Raw genomic sequence first — 18,970 nt, forward strand, 5'->3', positions numbered from 1 at the left:
TCATCGGGACTTTAAAAATATTATATTTTATTTTAACCAGCGATCCAGCTAAATTTATAATCAATAGTAGGATTTTTCATTCGCTCTGCAACACGAAGCAACCTCGAAGGTAAATTCATGATGTAATCGCGAGCTTTTTCACCAGCTTCATCTAAATCACGCATGCCTTCAATTTTCCAATCAATAATTAATTGTTGCATAATATCAACATAATCAACAGCTGTGTAAACCCCTAAACGCTGTGCAGCATCTGTAAAATGGCCAAACGTTTGTCCAATTTTCAAGCCTACTTCACGTAAGAAATGTGCTGGCATTACAATTTTTTTACGCATCATATCCTCAAAGGCAAGCATCGCTTCATTAGGATCAACCTCAAAAATACGATTCATAAAATCTTTATATGCTTTAGCATGTCTGGCTTCATCAGAAGCAATCACACCACACATTTTAGATAATAAAGTATCACCATCCTTTTTAGCTAAAGAAGCCACACGTCTATGTGAAACATTCGTTGCCAACTCTTGAAAAGAAGTATAAATAAAGTTACGATAAGGATCATGACCAGTACCAATATCAAAACCATCAGCAATTAAATACTGCGTAGAAATTTCCATTTGACGCATATCGACGCGTCCAGATAAATACAAATATTTATTTAATAAATCACCATGGCGGTTTTCTTCAGCAGTCCAATGACGTACCCATTTCATCCAGCCACCTTCTTCATCCTTGCTGTGTCCATCCACCATAGCTAACCACGATTCGTAAGTTGGTAATGCCTCTTCAGTAATCGTATCACCAATTAAAACAGCTACTAAATCATAAGAAAGGTCTTTTGCATTATCCCTTAAATCCCTGATATCCTGATAAAAAGTTTCACTTGTAGAATCTGGTAAAAAATCTGATGGTTGCCAGTTAGTATCAATTGGTTTTAAGTAGGTACCCATAGATTCAAGCATATATTTTTCAATATGCATCATTACTTCCCTTCTTTTATCTGCAAAAAAGCTCATTATCTGTTATGTATTATCGCTAGCAAAGATAACCAAATATTACGGCAAATCTTTACAATATTAACATATTTGACTACAATCAGTTTTAAATATGATAGATATTATACCCTAAAAAGCGTATTTTTTTTCAGTAAAACAATTCTGGTGCTTGTGGGCCAATGCAGTCCTGCTGTTTGCTACAATCTTTTTGGTCATTGGAAGTACCCGATCGGATGAAGCCTGCCCATCCAAAAAGGATTTTCGCTACCATCAGGTTTAAAGCGCAAGGCCAGATACTTTTTGGAACCATTCATCCTGCCCAAAACAAATAAAAAAACCTAATAAGCCCTTACATGAACATGGATACCTTAGATGCCCTAAGATGTCTTAGCTGGTAAAATTAATATCCAGTTACCCTTAACCACTTTGGTCTTTTAGCTTTCTGCTTTAGTCTTTAAGCTTTCAGCATAAACAATAGATCAATTGAAATCCCCAGCATTCTGCTTTAGTCTTCTAGCATCCAATAATCTGCGCTCTTCCCTTTAGTCTGAAGGAATTATATTAGTAATCCTTTAAATGAAACTGGAAACCTTAGATGCCCTTAGATATCTTAGCTGGTAAAATTAACATTCTGTCACCATCAGATTGATGCCTAACTTAAGCTTTCCGCTTTAAGCTTTAGTCTTCTCGCATCTAACAATCTGTGCTCTTCCCTTTAGTCTGAAGGAATTTATTAATAACCCTTAAATGAAACTGGAAAACTTAGATTCCCTTAGGATGTCTTACCTGGTGAAATTAATATCCTGTTACCCTTAACCACTTTGGTCTTTAATCTTTCTGTTTTAGTCTTTTAGCTTTCCGCTTTAAGCATCATAAAAAACCCTGTAAACCAAGAAACCCCTGCAGTTGTTACTACAAGGGTTCTTTTATTAATCTGCTTTTAGCAGTTTAAGATTTGGCACCGACCTACTCTCCCACGTGTTACCGCAGTACCATCGGCTCTGGTGGGCTTAACTTCTCTGTTCGGAATGGGAAGAGGTGGACACCACCGATATAGGCACCTAAATGTTTTTAAATAAGTGTTACGTTTTAAGTATTAGCTTTTACGTTTTAACGTACCACCTACAACTTATAACCTACAACTTAAATGACATATTATTGAAAGAAGTTAAGTTTTGAAGAACAAACAACAGTATGTTGCTTTTGAAAGCTTCGGATGATTAGTACTACTCGACTATGCTGTCACCAGCTTTACATCTGTAGCCTATCAACGTAGTAGTCTTCTACGGTCCTATATGGAATTCTCATCTCGTGGCTAGTTTCGCACTTAGATGCTTTCAGCGCTTATCTATTCCCAGCGTAGCTACTCTGCAATGCCCCTGGCGGAACAACAGATTCACTAGAGGCTAGTCCAACCCGGTCCTCTCGTACTAAGGTCAGCCCCACTCAAAATTCCTACGCCCACAACAGATAGGGACCGAACTGTCTCGCGACGTTCTGAACCCAGCTCGCGTGCCACTTTAATCGGCGAACAGCCGAACCCTTGGGACCTTCTCCAGCCCCAGGATGTGACGAGCCGACATCGAGGTGCCAAACCTCCCCGTCGATATGAGCTCTTGGGGGAGATCAGCCTGTTATCCCCAGCGTACCTTTTATCCTTTGAGCGATGGCCCTTCCATGCAGAACCACCGGATCACTATATCCGTCTTTCGACCCTGATCGACTTGTCTGTCTCACAGTCAAGCAAGCTTATGCTATTGCACTCCTCATACGGTTACCAAGCGTATTGAGCTTACCTTTGAAAGCCTCCGTTACCTTTTTGGAGGCGACCACCCCAGTCAAACTACCCATCAAACAATGTCTCCCGCTTAGCGGGATTAGACACCGAATACAGAAAGGGTGGTATTTCAACGTTGGCTCCACGACGCCTAGCGACGCCGCTTCAAAGCCTCCCACCTATCCTACACATCCTGTATCCAATGTCAATGTTAAATTGTAGTGAAGGTGCATGGGGTCTTTCCGTCCCGTTGCGGGTACCCGGCGTCTTCACCGGGACCACAATTTCACCGAGCTCATGGCTGAGACAGCGCCCAGATCGTTACACCATTCGTGCAGGTCGGAACTTACCCGACAAGGAATTTCGCTACCTTAGGACCGTTATAGTTACGGCCGCCGTTTACTGGGGCTTCGATTCAATGCTTCTCCTTGCGGATGACATCCCCTCTTAACCTTCCAGCACCGGGCAGGTGTCAGGCCTTATACTTCATCTTTCGATTTTGCAAAGCCATGTGTTTTTGTTAAACAGTCGCCTGGGCCTTTTCACTGCGGCTGACATTACTGCCAGCGCCCCTTCTCCCGAAGTTACAGGGCCATTTTGCCGAGTTCCTTAGCCATGATTCACTCGAGCACCTTAGAATCCTCTTCCCGGATACCTGTGTCGGTTTGCGGTACGGGTTTTTATAACCTGAAGCTTAGCGGTTTTTCTTGGAAGTCTGTTTACCTGCTCTATCCACTCAACCGAAGTCTCGCGGTACTATTAGGTTTCAGCTAGGTCTGCGGATTTGCCTACAGTCCTAATACCTACGCCCTTTAACGATCTATTCCGTCAGATCGCGGCAGTGTCACTACTCCGTCCCCACATCGCAGTTATAAAAAGTACTGGAATATTAACCAGTTGTCCATCGAATATCCCCTTCGGGTTCTCCTTAGGACCCGACTAACCCTGATCCGATTAGCGTTGATCAGGAAACCTTATCCTTTCGGTGGGCGGGTTTCTCGCCCGCCTTATCGTTACTTATGCCTACATTTGCTTTTCTATACGCTCCAGCACCCATTACCAGATACCTTCGCTGCATATAGAATGCTCCCCTACCGATATATTTCAATCCCATAGCTTCGGTGATACACTTAATGCCCGTTTATTATCCATGCCCGATCGCTCGACTAGTGAGCTGTTACGCACTCTTTAAATGAATGGCTGCTTCCAAGCCAACATCCTAGCTGTCTGTGCAATCGGACCTCGTTAGTTCAACTTAGCGTACACTTAGGGACCTTAGCTGATGGTCTGGGTTCTTTCCCTCTCGGCCCGTGACCTTAGCACCCCGGGCCTCACTGCAGATCATATTATATAGCATTCGGAGTTTGTCTGGATTTGGTAGGATTTGACTCCCCCGCACCCAATCAGTAGCTCTACCTCTATATAACTTAATATCCACGCTGTTCCTAAAAACATTTCGGGGAGTACGAGCTATTTCCCAGTTTGATTAGCCTTTCACCCCTACCCACAGATCATCCGGAAACTTTTCAACGTTTATCGGTTCGGTCCTCCAGTACGTGTTACCGCACCTTCAACCTGTCCATGGGTAGATCACAAGGTTTCGCGTCTACCTCCTCTGACTATACGCCCTATTCAGACTCGCTTTCGCTTCGGATCCGTGTCTTAAACACTTAACCTTGCCAGAGAAGAGTAACTCGTAGGCTCATTATGCAAAAGGCACGCCGTCACGCCACCTGGACGCTCCGACCGCTTGTAAGTACACGGTTTCAGGTTCTATTTCACTCCCCTGTTCGGGGTTCTTTTCACCTTTCCCTCACGGTACTGGTTCACTATCGGTCTCTCAGGAGTATTTAGCCTTACCGGATGGTGCCGGCAGATTCCCACAAGGCGTCTCCGACCTCGCGGTACTCAGGATACTACTAGGCTAACATTCTATACGTGTACCGGGCTATCACCGTGTATCGCTGGGCTTCCCATCCCATTCCACTTCTGTTTGTTAATACCACATCGTAGTCCTACAACCCCCACTTTGCCGTAACAAAGTAGGTTTGGGCTCTTTCCCGTTCGCTCGCCACTACTTAGGAAATCATTATTATTTTCTCTTCCTCTGCTTACTTAGATGTTTCAGTTCGGCAGGTTTGCTCATTATATGTGACATGTCTTCAACATGCCGGGTTGCCCCATTCGGAAATCTTCGGATTAATTCCTATTTGCAAATACCCGAAGCTTATCGCAGCTTATCACGTCCTTCATCGCCTCTGAGAGCCAAGGCATCCCCCGTGTACTCTTTATTACTTTCTTCTACTTATACGCCTTTTGCGCCGTATAGTATGCTTTTTTGCTCTTGTTATGATGTCTCATACTTATCAGTCTCTTGCGATTCCTTTAAGTGAGCACAAACACAACAGTCGCCTATTGTTGTTTGCTCTTCTTTTTTAACTTCTTCCAATATGTCAAAGAACTTTACTAAGACCTAAGTAAAGGGTATAAGATTGCAGGTTTCATTGTCTGCGCTCAAGCCTTTAGCTTCATCTTGTTAGTAAAAAACTGCGGTCTCGAACCGTTTTATATAATATAGATTTATTATATATGCCCCATGGCGTTTCTTCTTTTCTTGTTATGTCAATGTAGTATACCGATCCCGGTAATCCTGTTTTTTAAAAGCTTTCTGCTTTCGTCGCTGAGCTTTCCGCTCAGGTGTGGAGAATAACGGAGTCGAACCGTTGACCTCCTGCGTGCAAGGCAGGCGCTCTAGCCAGCTGAGCTAATCCCCCAAAGGATTTGATTTTGTAGTCCCGTCCAGATTTGAACTGGAGACCCCTACATTATCAGTGTAGTGCTCTAACCAGGCTGAGCTACGGGACTTCTTGTTAGGTTGCTTATAGTTGCGGGTTAGTATATTACCGCTACCGCTTCCTTTGCTTACCTAGCTGTCCGTGCCGATGTCTTTTTGGTTATTGGGACAACCGTCATTTCTTCTGGGTGTTTCTTTGTTTTCTTTTCGTTTTTTCGTTGGTTGGTTGTTTGGTTCTTTCGTACCCGGTATATAGTATAAGAATAATATCTTTCAACTTTTAACCTTCAACGTATAACCTACAACTTACCACTTATAACTTTTTTACTTATTAGAGTATCATGTTGCGCAGCGAGTAGTCAACTCTGCTCCAGAAAGGAGGTATTCCAGCCGCACCTTCCGGTACGGCTACCTTGTTACGACTTAGCCCCAGTTATCGGTTTTACCCTAGGACGCTCCTTACGGTTACATACTTTAGGTACCCCCAACTTCCATGGCTTGACGGGCGGTGTGTACAAGGCCCGGGAACGTATTCACCGCGTCATTGCTGATACGCGATTACTAGCGAATCCAACTTCATGGGGTCGAGTTGCAGACCCCAATCCGAACTGTGAATGGCTTTGTGAGATTCGCATCATATTGCTATGTAGCTGCCCTCTGTACCATCCATTGTAGCACGTGTGTAGCCCCGGACGTAAGGGCCATGATGACTTGACGTCGTCCCCTCCTTCCTCTCTGTTTGCACAGGCAGTCTGTTTAGAGTCCCCATCATTACATGCTGGCAACTAAACATAGGGGTTGCGCTCGTTGCGGGACTTAACCCAACACCTCACGGCACGAGCTGACGACAGCCATGCAGCACCTAGTTTCGTGTGATTGCTCACTTATCTATCTCTAGATAATTCACTAACTTTCAAGCCCGGGTAAGGTTCCTCGCGTATCATCGAATTAAACCACATGCTCCTCCGCTTGTGCGGGCCCCCGTCAATTCCTTTGAGTTTCACTCTTGCGAGCGTACTCCCCAGGTGGAATACTTAACGCTTTCGCTTAGCCGCTAACTGTATATCGCTAACAGCGAGTATTCATCGTTTAGGGCGTGGACTACCAGGGTATCTAATCCTGTTTGATCCCCACGCTTTCGTGCCTCAGCGTCAATAAAACCATAGTAAGCTGCCTTCGCAATCGGTGTTCTGAGACATATCTATGCATTTCACCGCTACTTGTCTCATTCCGCCTACCTCTAGTTTATTCAAGCCCGTCAGTATCAAAGGCACTGCGATAGTTGAGCTACCGTCTTTCACCTCTGACTTAACAGGCCGCCTACGCACCCTTTAAACCCAATAAATCCGGATAACGCTTGGATCCTCCGTATTACCGCGGCTGCTGGCACGGAGTTAGCCGATCCTTATTCTTCTGGTACATTCAGCTTCTTACACGTAAAAAGGTTTATTCCCAGATAAAAGCAGTTTACAACCCATAGGGCCGTCTTCCTGCACGCGGCATGGCTGGTTCAGAGTTGCCTCCATTGACCAATATTCCTTACTGCTGCCTCCCGTAGGAGTCTGGTCCGTGTCTCAGTACCAGTGTGGGGGGTCATCCTCTCAGATCCCCTAGTCATCGTCGCCTTGGTGGGCCGTTACCCCGCCAACTAGCTAATGACACGCATGCCCATCTTAATCCTATAAATATTTGAACATTGAATAATGCTATTCTGTGTTTTTATGCGGTGTTAATCCGAATTTCTTCGGGCTATCCCCCTGATTAAGGTAGGTTGCATACGCGTTACGCACCCGTGCGCCACTTTCATATCCAGCAAGCTGGATAATCTCGTTCGACTTGCATGTATTAGGCCTGCCGCTAGCGTTCATCCTGAGCCAGGATCAAACTCTCCATTGTAAAATGTGTTGTAAGATTCTGACCAGTTTTAACTATTGTTAAAAATAGTCTTCTTTTTTTTAATTATGTCTGTCAGACATTGACTTTAAAATCAAGCTTCGGTACTCTGTACTTGAATCCGTACTTCATTACCCCGCTTGCGCTACATTGACATCTCTTTTAAGAACTTATTCGGCTCAGTACCTCGCGGCGGCCTTTTTATATATCTTCGGGTTTCAGTTTCTGCTGGTCTTATTCGTCCTGCATATGTTTCATCCGTTTCAATCTCGTTTTTTTATCTTCCCGACATCCGCCGTTCCGATCTTTTTGTTTCCCTTCGTTTCCGTTGGGAGTGCAAAGGTAGGAATCTTTTTTAAACTTCCAAATAAAATAATTTTTATTTTTTCGTTTGTTTTAAAGGTTAATCATTATCACTTATTTCTCTCGCTAACAACCCTTATTCCCAGTCTTTCATTTTTTCCCCTCTTCCTTCCGAAGCGGGATGCAAAGGTAATAATATTTAGCATTTCTGCAAAGCTTATTTTAAAATAATTTAAGCTCCTTTTCCTGCTCTACAATACCTCAAACATCTTTTCCCTTCCTTCCGAAGCGGGATGCAAAAGTAGAAAAATTATTCGCTCCAACAAAGCCTGCCCCGCTTTTATTTGACACCACCACACTAACTCCATGAAGATCAATAAGAAAAAATGAAAACTTTTTTAAACCTGGTTTGTTTGGCTGGGCGTCTTGGATGCTAAATGTCGGGGACTGAAAAGCATTTTGTTACCTGTCGCCCGAATTTTAACCATCTAATAAGTCTTAGAACATCTAAGTTGATGGCGGATTAGTTTGCACGTTGCGGTTTTTAGCCATATAGATAGATAGGACATTTATGTTAAAGGCGGATTTAGTTATATGTTGCCCGAATTTTAACCATATAAGAAGTCTTAGAACATCTAAGTTGATGGCGGATTAGTTTGCATGTTGCGGGTTTTTTAGCCATATAGATAGATAGGACATTTATGTTAAAGGCGGATTTAGTTATATGTTGCCCGAATTTTAACCATCTAAGAACCCTTAGAACATCTAAGTTGATGGCGGATTAGTTTGCGGGTTGCGGTTTTTAGCCATATAGATAGATAGGACATATAGAAGGTTTACTAGTTTTATGTAATAGTAGGTAGTATATATATGGATGTCAGATGTTGAAATTATTGTTTTTACAGATATTACAAAGGTTTCACTAGAATGGTAGAAAATTAAATAACATCGATTAAAGGGGATTTCGAAGTTAATCAGTTAAGGGTTTTAAAGTTGATGAGAGGGACAGCTGTATTCGGGCAAAGTTTCTTAGTTGACCAGAGATTTTTTTGGCTAGGGTTAACAGGGTGATAACAGGGTGTAAACTCGGTCAGGACTCGGTTATAACAGGGTGCGTAACCCTGTATAAAGCCTGTGTTTACCCTGGCTAAATCCTGATGACAAATGGGGAATTATCCGCGAAGGTTTTAAATGGCCATAAAGGGTAGTAGCGGGATTGGGGCCAAGAGATTTTTTGGCTACTTATTAGAAAATAAATCCTCGGAGATTTAAACGCTTGAGTTTATTAAATAAATGTTCTGTATATAGTATAAGAAATGCATACGATTTATGCTTAATATTAGCATTTGTTAAGAAGTTATTTAGTTTCCACGATTTTAACTTCTTCAAAACTAGCATAAAGTGTTTTCAGGAAAATTAATTACTTATTCAGCTCTCATAACAGGCTCCATTTCCTTACCTTTGGTTTATGTCTATTTCTGAACTTGAACAATATTTTAAAACTGCCGAAAAGCCGAAAGAACCAATTATGCTCAACCCTGCAACGATTGTAAATGATTATCAGCATTTTCTGGAAAGTCATTTTATTCCACTTCGAACTGAACCAGATTCAAGGGTAAACCAACCACTGTTATGGCGTTTAAAAGCTATGAAATTATTGATTGAATCGAATAGCTAGGTTTCCACTCAACAGAAAAGACTAATTAAAAATCGCCCTTCATGGCAAAAGGCGGAAAACCAGACCAGGTAACACCAAAAAACAAATTACTGCCTGAATCTACAAAGCGATAATTATAGTTATCATGGCCGAATGTATAATTCACAAAAAAGCCGAGCGCCTGCATACTTTTAAAAGGATAAACACTTGCAATAGTTTCGCTTCTAAAAGGCTCAACTGAGGGGTGAGCTCCTCCAATAAGTTCCATCTTTTCAGCAATAGAATAGCGAAAGTTAGTAAGTTGTTTTGTAAATTCATAACCCAACTGCCACCTATAACGCCCATATAACTTAATATCATTAGCACTATAGCCTCCAAATTTACCGATGCCCAGAAAGCGATTGTGATAAAAAACGAGTCCTCCAGTTATAGAATGTACCCGAACAGGAATATTATCGGAATAATGGTTATTACGATAATTGAATAATAGTTCGCTTAAATTGGTTGAAAAGTTTCCACTCTTACGATTTAAGATCGCTGATAGATTGGTTTCAGGAGTTATATCATTGTATAACGCTTCGCTTTCTTTTGTTCCATCAACAAGCGTTTCTGAAAATGCACTCCCCGATTGTCCGTTCGAATAATGTCCGCTTTCTAAAGAAAATGATAAGAAATTATCATTTTTTAATCTGAACATATGTTGGGTACCTAAAAACACTCGATAGGACGGCATCACAACAGGTAGCGAAGCACGATCATACATTCGAATCTGCGGACGAAAAGCCACATACCAGGCCGACACATGATTCTGTGTTTTTTCATTCAAAAGTCCCTTTTGAATGTTGTTGTAAAAGCTGTAGCGAACATTTGGGTTTGCTTCGAAAATTAGTTTTTCTGATGGTATGATACTTGTTCGATAACCAATATTCGGGTCATCCCCAATGGAATAAAACTGAAAATAATTATTAAAATTCTTTTGAGCGATACTAAATAACGGAATTAACATGAGCAAAGCCGACACCATATTTCTCATAACCAAATAATTACGTATGTGATTCTAACAAAATACGTCGAACATTTTCGAATTCTGTTGCATTAACTTGACCAGTATATACCCTCGAACCATCAGAGATGTGATTGTGGAACCATAAATAATGAATACCCTGTGCATCAAGGCCGTTGAGGATAGCCCTTGTATTTTCTTTAGAGGAAGTTTCTATAAAAAATGTTTGACCTAGCAGTTGATTTTTTACATCATTGTTTTGCAAAACCACTTTAATCTGCTCAAGTATATCATCAGTAGAGGATAATACTGTTAAAATGTTTCCATAGTAGGCCATAAATGCAGAATGTAAATTAAGTTTACTGTTATTAAAACTATAGGAAAGTAATGCCAATAACAATACCCGAAATCACGTATTTTATTTAGATAACCTAAAAATCATTTTTGGGCAATAAATAAAATCACTTAAATTAATCCTTTTTCTCCGATCGGAGTCGAAAAATGTAACCTGGCATTTGGATTTGTTTTTTTAAACGGGCTGTCGAAAACAATATGAAAAACTCAGAGGAGAACCATTCCAATAAATTATTAATTATTTTTATTGTAATACTGGGTGCAAGCCTCATTGCTGCTATTCTCTACCAACATCATCACAACTAAAAATTTCTTAAGAAATACAAATCCATTCTACATAGTTTCAAAGATTTTATTTACTAAAAACTTGTTTAGGATAAAATTGAAATAATCAAAAAATTAAGGCTAGCAGCTAATTTCAGTGATACTTTTTAAATTAAAGGATTCCAACCACTAAAAATATTTTTGAGTGTATATTGACGAAATTCGCTGTTTTTTAGCTGTCTAGACCATTTGACACGCTTAGAGACATCAGCGCCTGGTCCAGTATTCTGATATTCTGCATAATATGCTGTTTTATCTTTATTTGCGAACATAGGATCGCCAGCCCAGGCATCCCAACCCGAAGGAATAATATGTTTTCCAAGTACCGTGCGGATAAATACTGTTTTGGCATAAGGTCGCCACGGACGACCTAGATAAACCTTGTCTACATGCTCCGCAGCAATTAAATTACAATCGAAAAAAACATAGCCATATTTTTGTGCAGAGGTAGTTGAAGCTGCAGTTATAAAAGAATTGGATAAACTTTTTATTGTGCAACTTTGAAAAACAACTGTCGCTTCGCCAAAAATAAAATCGGTTGTACCTTCTATGTAACACGATTCAAAATAATTCCTTCCATCCTTCGATGTATATAATGTGTCTTGATTCCCTTTTATTATACAGTTTTTAGCTTTAAATCTATCGGACTCGATACTCAGTGCAACAGCCTGCCCAATTCTGCCCGCTGTATTTTCGATGGTTAAATTTTCAAGACTGCAATCATTTCCTTGAATTAAAACCGTGTACGAAGTATAGGTGCTATATTTATTGTTTCCTGTAAAATCCTTGGTCGGAAATTCTTTACCCGAATAATCATTATGACTAATGATGGTTCGCTCTTTATTTTCGCCAATTATGGAAATGTTCTTTTTCCAGGCAGGTATAACTAATTTTTCATTATAAATACCCTCTTTAACCAGAATCGTTACTTTTAGTTGTGAGTGATCTCGGACGGAAATTACCGCTTCCTGTATCGTTTTAAAATCTCCGCTCCCATCTTGTGCAACGGTAATTTGTTTTACCTGAGCTTTTGTTTGGAAGGCAATTAATAAAAAAAGTATTATAAATTTTATCGGTTTCATAATGTTTTATCTGGCTAAGAATTTTGAATTATTTTATTGATGTAAGTCGAAACCAATCAAAATCTGCATAACCTGAATCATTGGTTTTATCTTTCCTGCTTGCAAAAAGCCCCACTTTAGCACCAATCCAATGGCCTGGTTCAGCTTGAAATAATTCTCCGGCATTGGTAAACTGATTACCATCTTCACTATAGCTAAATTGGCACCTACCATTTTTTTTAACCGTTACCCTAAAATAAACATCTTTTGAAATTAGTCTTCCTATCTTCTTTTCAATTTCTACTTTTCCCTTATTGGCTCCCTTTGCAACGCCATAAATAATATCAGTACCATTTTTAGTGCTTATCAAACTTATGTTTGCATAATCTAAACCCATTACCATTAAACCAACACGTTCATTTTCGAGTTTTGGATTTGGCGAAAAGCGGAGTTTGGTGGTTACCACAAATTCTTCCGTTGGAAACTTCTGCAACAAAATATTTGGAACTTCGTAATAGTTTTTAGCGCTATCTGGAATTTGATCGGTGTATAATCTCAATGCGCCTTTTTCAACATTCATAAAAGACCAGGTTGCTTTTGGGTTTGCCTGCCACTGCCATTGACGGCCAGGGGATGGATCATTAAATTCATCACTTTCTGCAGGTGTAGAAATTGGCCAGATCTTTCCGATATTAGGTTTTTTAAAAGACAATGTTGGTTGCCCTTTACCGTCGCCATCTTTGTCTTCGCCAATAACAGGCCAATCGTTTATCCATTTCATAGGCTGTAGATGCACTACCCTCCCATAAACACCTTTATCCTGAAAGTGAAAAAACCAGTCCTCGCCAGTTTGGGTAACTACCCAGGCACCTTGATGAGGCCCGTTAATTGATGTATTGCCCTGGTCCATTGCAACCTTTCGTTCATAGGGGCCATTGATATTTTTTGATCTTAAGATCAACTGCCACCCAGTAGAAACGCCTCCAGCAGGTGCGAAAATATAATAGAAACCGTTTCGTTTGTAAAGTTTCGGACCTTCTATTGTTGGGTCTAACTCATGTCCATCGTAAACTATTTTTCCTGTGTTGGTGGTTTTTGTTCCCTGGTTATTAAGTTCCTTAACCGCAATAACACTTTTAATTCCCGAACGGCTTCCTGCATAAGCATAGGCTAGATAAACTTTACCATTTTCATCCCAAAGAGGGCACGGATCGATTAACCCTTTCCCTGCTTCAACCAAAATTGGTACCGACCACTCTCCAGCGGGATCCTTTGCCTTGGTTAAATAAATTCCGAAATCAGGATCCGGGTAATAAATATAAAACTCACCATTATGGTATCGAATTGAGGGCGCCCAAACACCATTTCCATGTTGTGTTTTCGAAAAATGCTCATAAGGCGGTTGACGCAATAAAGCGTGGTTAATTATAGTCCAGTTTATTAAATCTTTGGAGTGTAATATGGGTAATCCCGGAACAGCATCAAAGCTTGAGGAAACCATGTAGTAATCATCGTTAACACGGATAACATCTGGATCAGAATAATCTGCATCTATTACAGGATTTCGGTAAGTGCCATTTCCCTGATCTGATATCCAGGTTTGTGAAATAGACTTAATATTTAAATTCTCTTTTGTTAATTTTTTTTTCTGCCCGAACAGTGTCAAGCATCCAAACGTTAAAAGAAAAACAATAGATATGTTGTAAAAAATCCTCATAAATTCAAAAAAGTATCATTAAGTGCAATTATTAAAATTGAGCGCCACATTTTAACAGGTCGACAATCAGTTCCTAAAATTAAACAGAACTAGCTAAAATAAAGCTATTATTTATTAGTAAATATCTTTTTATTTTGAAGTTAGTAATCAGACAAGGCTTTTAAAGATATTGGACTATAAAAAAGCAATCCTTTCTAGGGGATTGCTTCAATAACTTATACTGCATACCGTTTTTTTAATTACACATATAGGATAATTAAAATAATGAATCTTATTCCAATTTAATGCTACTAGATTGATGATACAGTTTCATTTTGGATTATTGTATCTGCAAAACGTTCCATCTCTTCAAGCTGTGGACTACATTGAAGAAGAAAAAAGTTTACACCGATCTTCTCGAATTCACCAATCCTATCTTGCACTTGTGCTGGCGTTCCAGTCAGTCCACTTCTTAAACCGCGGTTAGATACAGAGTAATCCGTTAGTGATACTTGTTGCTCCAGTTGGGTACCTGCTATCCATTGCTGATAATTTTTATAGCCCGAACTGCCTTCTTGTACATTGGTAATTCTATCCACTTCCTTTTTTACTTCTTGTTCGGTGTTGCGAATAATGCTATACGCTGCAACGCCGAACTGCATTGGTGGTAAGCCTTTTTTGTCTCTTCGTTCTGATAAATCTGCAATACGCCTGGCAATTAATTCTGGTGAATCGCCATGCATTACATAGCCATCACAGGTCGAAGAGATCAGATCTTTGGCCGCTTCAGATTCGCCTCCAGCATAAATGGGCGGCCGAGGAGAAGAGAGGGGTTTTGGCTGCAGAATGTTATCTTTTACCTTGTAAAATTTACCATCGAAGCTAAAATTGTCTTTCTTCCAAACATTATCCAATACTTCCAGCCATTCGGCAGAACGGGCATATCGATCGTCGTGCTGCTCAAAGTTTACTCCAAATTTTTCGGCTTCGTCTTTCCACCAGGAAGATACCAGATTCAGTGAAAGTCGACCGCCGCTAATATGATCAATATTAGCAGCCTGTTTGGCTAAAAGGGCGGGATTGTGAAAAGTAGGCCTAACGGCAACCATAAGTTCTTGTTTGCTGGTTACCGCAGCCAACGCCGCAGCAGTTGACCATGCATCGAGTGATGGCGCACCTTCTCCCTTAATATCATTTAAATTCAACTCTGCGATTAATGCCAGATCGAAACCTATTTCTTCGCTTCTAACGGCCAGCCTTTTTACATAATCCCAGGAAGCTTCCATATTTTCATTTTCCACGTTCCGTAGCCATCCTCCGAAAACGGGTAACCAATATCCGTATCTCATATTTGTGAGTAAGTTGTTTGTGTACTTTTAACAATTTCCAGCTGCGTTTCTAAAAAATCAACCAATCTTTCGTGCGGATTAAACCCGATTACATTTACGGCGTCGGCCACAAAATTCGAAAGTGCGTTAACATCATAATAAAGAACTTCGCCATCACGATCATCGATGATGTATTCAATTCCGCCTACATCGATACCACTTTCTTGCACAATTCTTTCTATATTTTCAATAATTTCTTTTGATGGCGTAAAAGCTTCTACCTTAAGTCCGTTTTTAGGTGCATCGATAGCACAGGCATTTCGAATCAGATCATGTCCTGTTGTAGTTTGGCAAATATCTGCAGGACAAAGATTAAAACTTTCGCCATCGGTATAAACCCTAATTCCGTATAAATATTTACCTCCCAGGGTTTCTACTCTGGTAATATATCCTCCTCTTGCTGGAATAAATTCCTGCACCAAAGCCGTATGGTCAATTCCAAAATCTATGCCCTTTTCGTCGATAGCCACTTGTACATCTTCGAGAGAATCGAATTTTTCTATACCAGCCCCACTACCACCAATATTTGCTTTAATTACGATTGGAAAACGAAGACCAGCTATTGCTTTTTCTATTTGTGAGGTATGGTTTATAACCCTTGATTTCGGATAACGAATACCGAGTTTCTGCAAAAGCAACAGCTGTAAGGCTTTTGAAGTTTCATAGGTAAATGCTTTATAACCGTTAATTACCCTTACCCCATGTTCTTCTAAAAATTTTAGATAATTTAATGTGTAAAAAGTTCCCTGTACACCATCTCTAAGGTATGCTGAAGGGCTCATGCGGTTAAAAAACAAATCAAATTCAGGCTTACCATCTTCTATAGCGAAAAAATGTTTTGTCGGATTTGTGGTTTGGAATGGGATGCCACGTTTTTCAAGTTCAGCAAACAAAGGCTTAAACCAATCGGGTTGTTCGTAAGAAATAGATATTGAGCTCATCTTATTTTTTTTAAGCTGTTAAGTATTAATTGATTTGGATAAAAAATCCAGTAAAAGAATGCAGTCCTACTTTGCTATGATTTTAGGGCAGAGAAAGCTGCCCTAAAATCATAGCAGTTATCTTCCGCCAATCAGGTTTCCAAAAAAAACAGCGTTCAGAAATAATCTGGCCGTTCCTAGCCAATAGCCGCGATAAGTCGGATCATCAGCAAAAAGAATAACTTCTCCATTTCCAATTCCTGTTGCAATTATTGCTGCAGAATTAGCAACCTTTGCCGTATTTATTTTTGAAGAATACCCATTAATCAACGGTTTTGCTGTATACTGCGCTACTGTTGCATACTTATTTGCACTGGGAAGCAATAGCGTAGATCCGTTTTTATTTATGAATAATTTGCGTGAATTAACCCCGAATGCAATTGGATGAGAAATATCTAAATCGGAAACAAATATGGCACCATTAATTCTTTTCGAACCTTCTACATCTTCTTGTCGGGTATAATCCAATCTTTCAGAAGTTGGTTTTGGCAATTTAACCCCTGCGTTATTTCCAGTTGCTTTAGGCTGATCTTTTTTGCTATCATCGCCAGGCTTCTCTGCCGAGAAATTAACTGGCGGTAAATCGCCTCTTCTAGATGAAGTTTCTGTTTGAGAAAGTTTCTCTTTTACAATTTCCTGCTGAACAGCCCATTGTGTGGCGGTCTGAAAAGTAATTAAAGTTCCTCCATCATTTACCCAGCTTTTAATTTTATCTACAGTCGCTTTATCCCAGGCACTATAATTTCCTCCAGGAAGCACAAGAACATTATAACGGTTAAGTGAAGTTCTGGCAAAGCTTTGTAAATCCAATTTGGTTACCGGAAGATCCAGTTGTTGATTTAATAAAAACCATACCTGACCTGCTTCAGAAGAAGTAACGCCCTGGCCGAAGGCGAGTGCCACTTCAGGTTTACGTACCGCTTTAACATTACTACTCCCAAGATCTATACCTTCAGCACTAAATCCACTTGAAACGGGGGTAATTTCGATATTGGCCGATTTGGCAACATTATTTAAGGAAGCCAAAAGTGAATCGGCAGAAACAGTTTGGCCAACAACAGGAATAACCAGTGCGCCTGGTAAATAGGTTTTTTTACCACTTGAGGTATTGGCAACAAAAGATTTAAATGCTGTTTTTACCAGGATGTTTTTTAATTGTAACTGGTAAAGTGCTTTGGTATAATTATAATCACTGGAATTAATCAGGTAAGCATAGGCGCCTTTTTCGATATTTAATGACTTGCTTGCTATAGGAAGATTTTTAACTATAGCACCCTTCGAAAATGCGCCATTTAGCTTAGCATACTTTAAGCCATAAGCGTGAATGATGCTCCAGCCCGTATTGTCATAAAAAATACTATCCTTTAATGCGTTTTCCTCGAAAATAGAGTGAACGATTAAAAAGTTAGCCTGTGCTGATGGAACAATGTATGAGTTATTTTTCTCAAAAGTTTTACCATCCTGACTAAGGTTATCAGCAAGTTCGTAAACTTCTACATGGTGCTGCAGCAAGAGCCCAAGAAATTTTTGAGTCAGGTTTTGATCATTCTTATCGCCAAATACAAATCCTTTAGCTGGATTTTTTTGACCTTGTTCAAGCGCATATTTAAAAAAATCTTTCTGAACTTTAAATAAACCTGCCTTTTCGGCTACAGCGCCTTTAATTGTTGAAAAACTGGTTGCCAGATGATTGCGAATCGTGAAGGCAAACGTTAAGGGGCCATTTGTAGATTCCTGAACAATACCTAAAGAACGGGCCTGTTCAAATGTTGCGGCAACTGAACCAAAAAACTTAGGATAAGTTGATCCGTATATTGGGGATAGGTTATCATAATTCTCTTTTGTGAAATAAAATGAACCGATGTCATCAAGTGCTTTTGCATGATATTTCGCCAAAGTAACCTGATAATCGTAAAGAAATTGTGGAATAATTGGGCTTTCGTGACTTTTTGGGGTTGGCTCAAAATAGTAAGTTGCATTGGTACCTTGCTCGTGGAAATCAATCTGCACATTTGGATACCATTTATGAAAAAAAGTTAGTCGGTTTCGACTTTCAACCTGTACTAGATTTAGCCAATCACGGTTTAAATCGGTAAAGTAGTGGTTAGTTCGTCCACCTGGCCAGCCTTCCTGATGCTCCTTGTCGGCAGGATCGCCAACTGGCGGAAAAGAATGATAGGCGTTTAACCAATTAGCCGCCCGGTCACGGCCATCTGGATTTAATGATGGATCTATAAAAATCACAGATTCTGATAACCACTTCTGTGTTTCGGCGTCATTACTGGCCGCAAGAAAATATCCAGTTAACAAACTGGTTTCTGTACTTGATGTTTCATTTCCATGTACACCGTATCCTAAATTAATGATTATTGGCGCACTGTTTCCAAGCACTGGTTTTGCTGGGTCAATTTGTGAAAGGTGCTCCTGCCTAATTTGTTCGAGCTTTTGATAATTTGCCGCCGAGGTGATGGTAACAATAACTTGCTCCCGCTGCTCGTAAGTTTTACCAATGCTTTCTACGTGTACCCTATCTGATACCTTTTCAAGTTGTCGAAAATAGGCCACAACCTGATCGTGACGGGTTAAGTAACTCCCAATGGGATAACCTAAAAAAGCTTCTGGCGTTGGTATTTTCGTATCTAGCTGAGTGGCTTTTGGAAAGAAATAGCTGTTTTGAGCGGCAGATTGCTGAAGAAAGCCAACACTTAATGCAACGGCAATCTTTAATGTTGTTGAGAAAATTTTCAT

General features: G+C 40.2%; 9 protein-coding genes, 2 tRNA genes and 3 rRNA genes. 1 reads left to right on the forward strand and 13 read right to left on the reverse strand.

What is annotated here, in order from left to right; genetic code table 11:
• Nucleotides 1-32 precede the first annotated feature (32 nt).
• The 6 genes from ACZZZI_RS00715 to ACZZZI_RS00740 form a co-directional block, all read right to left on the reverse strand.
• On the reverse strand, nt 33-1,013 hold the full coding sequence (locus ACZZZI_RS00715) for an acyl-ACP desaturase (RefSeq protein WP_316764036.1): 981 nt from the start codon (nt 1,011-1,013) through the stop codon (nt 33-35).
• A 932-nt stretch (nt 1,014-1,945) separates the two neighbouring features.
• A 5S ribosomal RNA gene (gene rrf / locus ACZZZI_RS00720) occupies nt 1,946-2,057 on the reverse strand.
• Between the two features lie 136 nt (nt 2,058-2,193).
• A 23S ribosomal RNA gene (locus ACZZZI_RS00725) occupies nt 2,194-5,070 on the reverse strand.
• Between the two features lie 399 nt (nt 5,071-5,469).
• Nucleotides 5,470-5,543: transfer RNA gene (locus ACZZZI_RS00730), tRNA-Ala, on the reverse strand.
• A gap of 16 nt (nt 5,544-5,559) precedes the next feature.
• A tRNA-Ile gene (locus ACZZZI_RS00735) sits at nt 5,560-5,634 on the reverse strand.
• Between the two features lie 303 nt (nt 5,635-5,937).
• Nucleotides 5,938-7,459 (reverse strand): 16S ribosomal RNA (locus ACZZZI_RS00740).
• The 16S, 23S and 5S rRNA genes sit together here with 2 tRNA genes alongside, the layout of an rRNA operon.
• Before the next feature lie 1,768 nt (nt 7,460-9,227).
• On the opposite strand from ACZZZI_RS00740, the gene ACZZZI_RS00745 reads away from it, so the two are divergent.
• On the forward strand, nt 9,228-9,437 hold the full coding sequence (locus ACZZZI_RS00745; RefSeq protein WP_316761721.1) for a DUF6965 family protein: 210 nt from the start codon (nt 9,228-9,230) through the stop codon (nt 9,435-9,437).
• A 25-nt stretch (nt 9,438-9,462) separates the two neighbouring features.
• Here ACZZZI_RS00745 and ACZZZI_RS00750 read toward each other — a convergent pair whose 3' ends face one another.
• The 7 genes from ACZZZI_RS00750 to ACZZZI_RS00780 form a co-directional block, all read right to left on the reverse strand.
• Entirely contained in the window at nt 9,463-10,449 is a 987-nt protein-coding gene (locus ACZZZI_RS00750) for a hypothetical protein (protein ID WP_463488323.1), read from the reverse strand.
• A 10-nt stretch (nt 10,450-10,459) separates the two neighbouring features.
• Nucleotides 10,460-10,756, reverse strand: coding sequence for a hypothetical protein (locus ACZZZI_RS00755; RefSeq protein WP_316761713.1), 297 nt, complete (start codon nt 10,754-10,756; stop codon nt 10,460-10,462).
• A 448-nt stretch (nt 10,757-11,204) separates the two neighbouring features.
• Nucleotides 11,205-12,179, reverse strand: coding sequence for a pectinesterase family protein (locus ACZZZI_RS00760; protein ID WP_463488324.1), 975 nt, complete (start codon nt 12,177-12,179; stop codon nt 11,205-11,207).
• A 28-nt stretch (nt 12,180-12,207) separates the two neighbouring features.
• Nucleotides 12,208-13,824, reverse strand: a complete 1,617-nt coding sequence (locus ACZZZI_RS00765; RefSeq protein WP_463488325.1) for a glycoside hydrolase family 43 protein — start codon at nt 13,822-13,824, stop codon at nt 12,208-12,210.
• 341 nt (nt 13,825-14,165) lie between these two features.
• Nucleotides 14,166-15,203, reverse strand: coding sequence for an LLM class flavin-dependent oxidoreductase (locus ACZZZI_RS00770; RefSeq protein ID WP_424058566.1), 1,038 nt, complete (start codon nt 15,201-15,203; stop codon nt 14,166-14,168).
• Nucleotides 15,200-16,183, reverse strand: coding sequence for an ATP-grasp domain-containing protein (locus ACZZZI_RS00775; protein WP_316761702.1), 984 nt, complete (start codon nt 16,181-16,183; stop codon nt 15,200-15,202). Before ACZZZI_RS00775 ends, ACZZZI_RS00770 begins: the two co-directional genes overlap by 4 nt.
• A 117-nt stretch (nt 16,184-16,300) precedes the next feature.
• Nucleotides 16,301-18,970 (reverse strand): M14 family zinc carboxypeptidase, encoded by a 2,670-nt coding sequence (locus tag ACZZZI_RS00780; RefSeq protein WP_316761698.1) that lies wholly within the window; start codon nt 18,968-18,970, stop codon nt 16,301-16,303.

The sequence above is a fragment of the Pedobacter sp. AC190 genome, assembly GCF_979258025.1.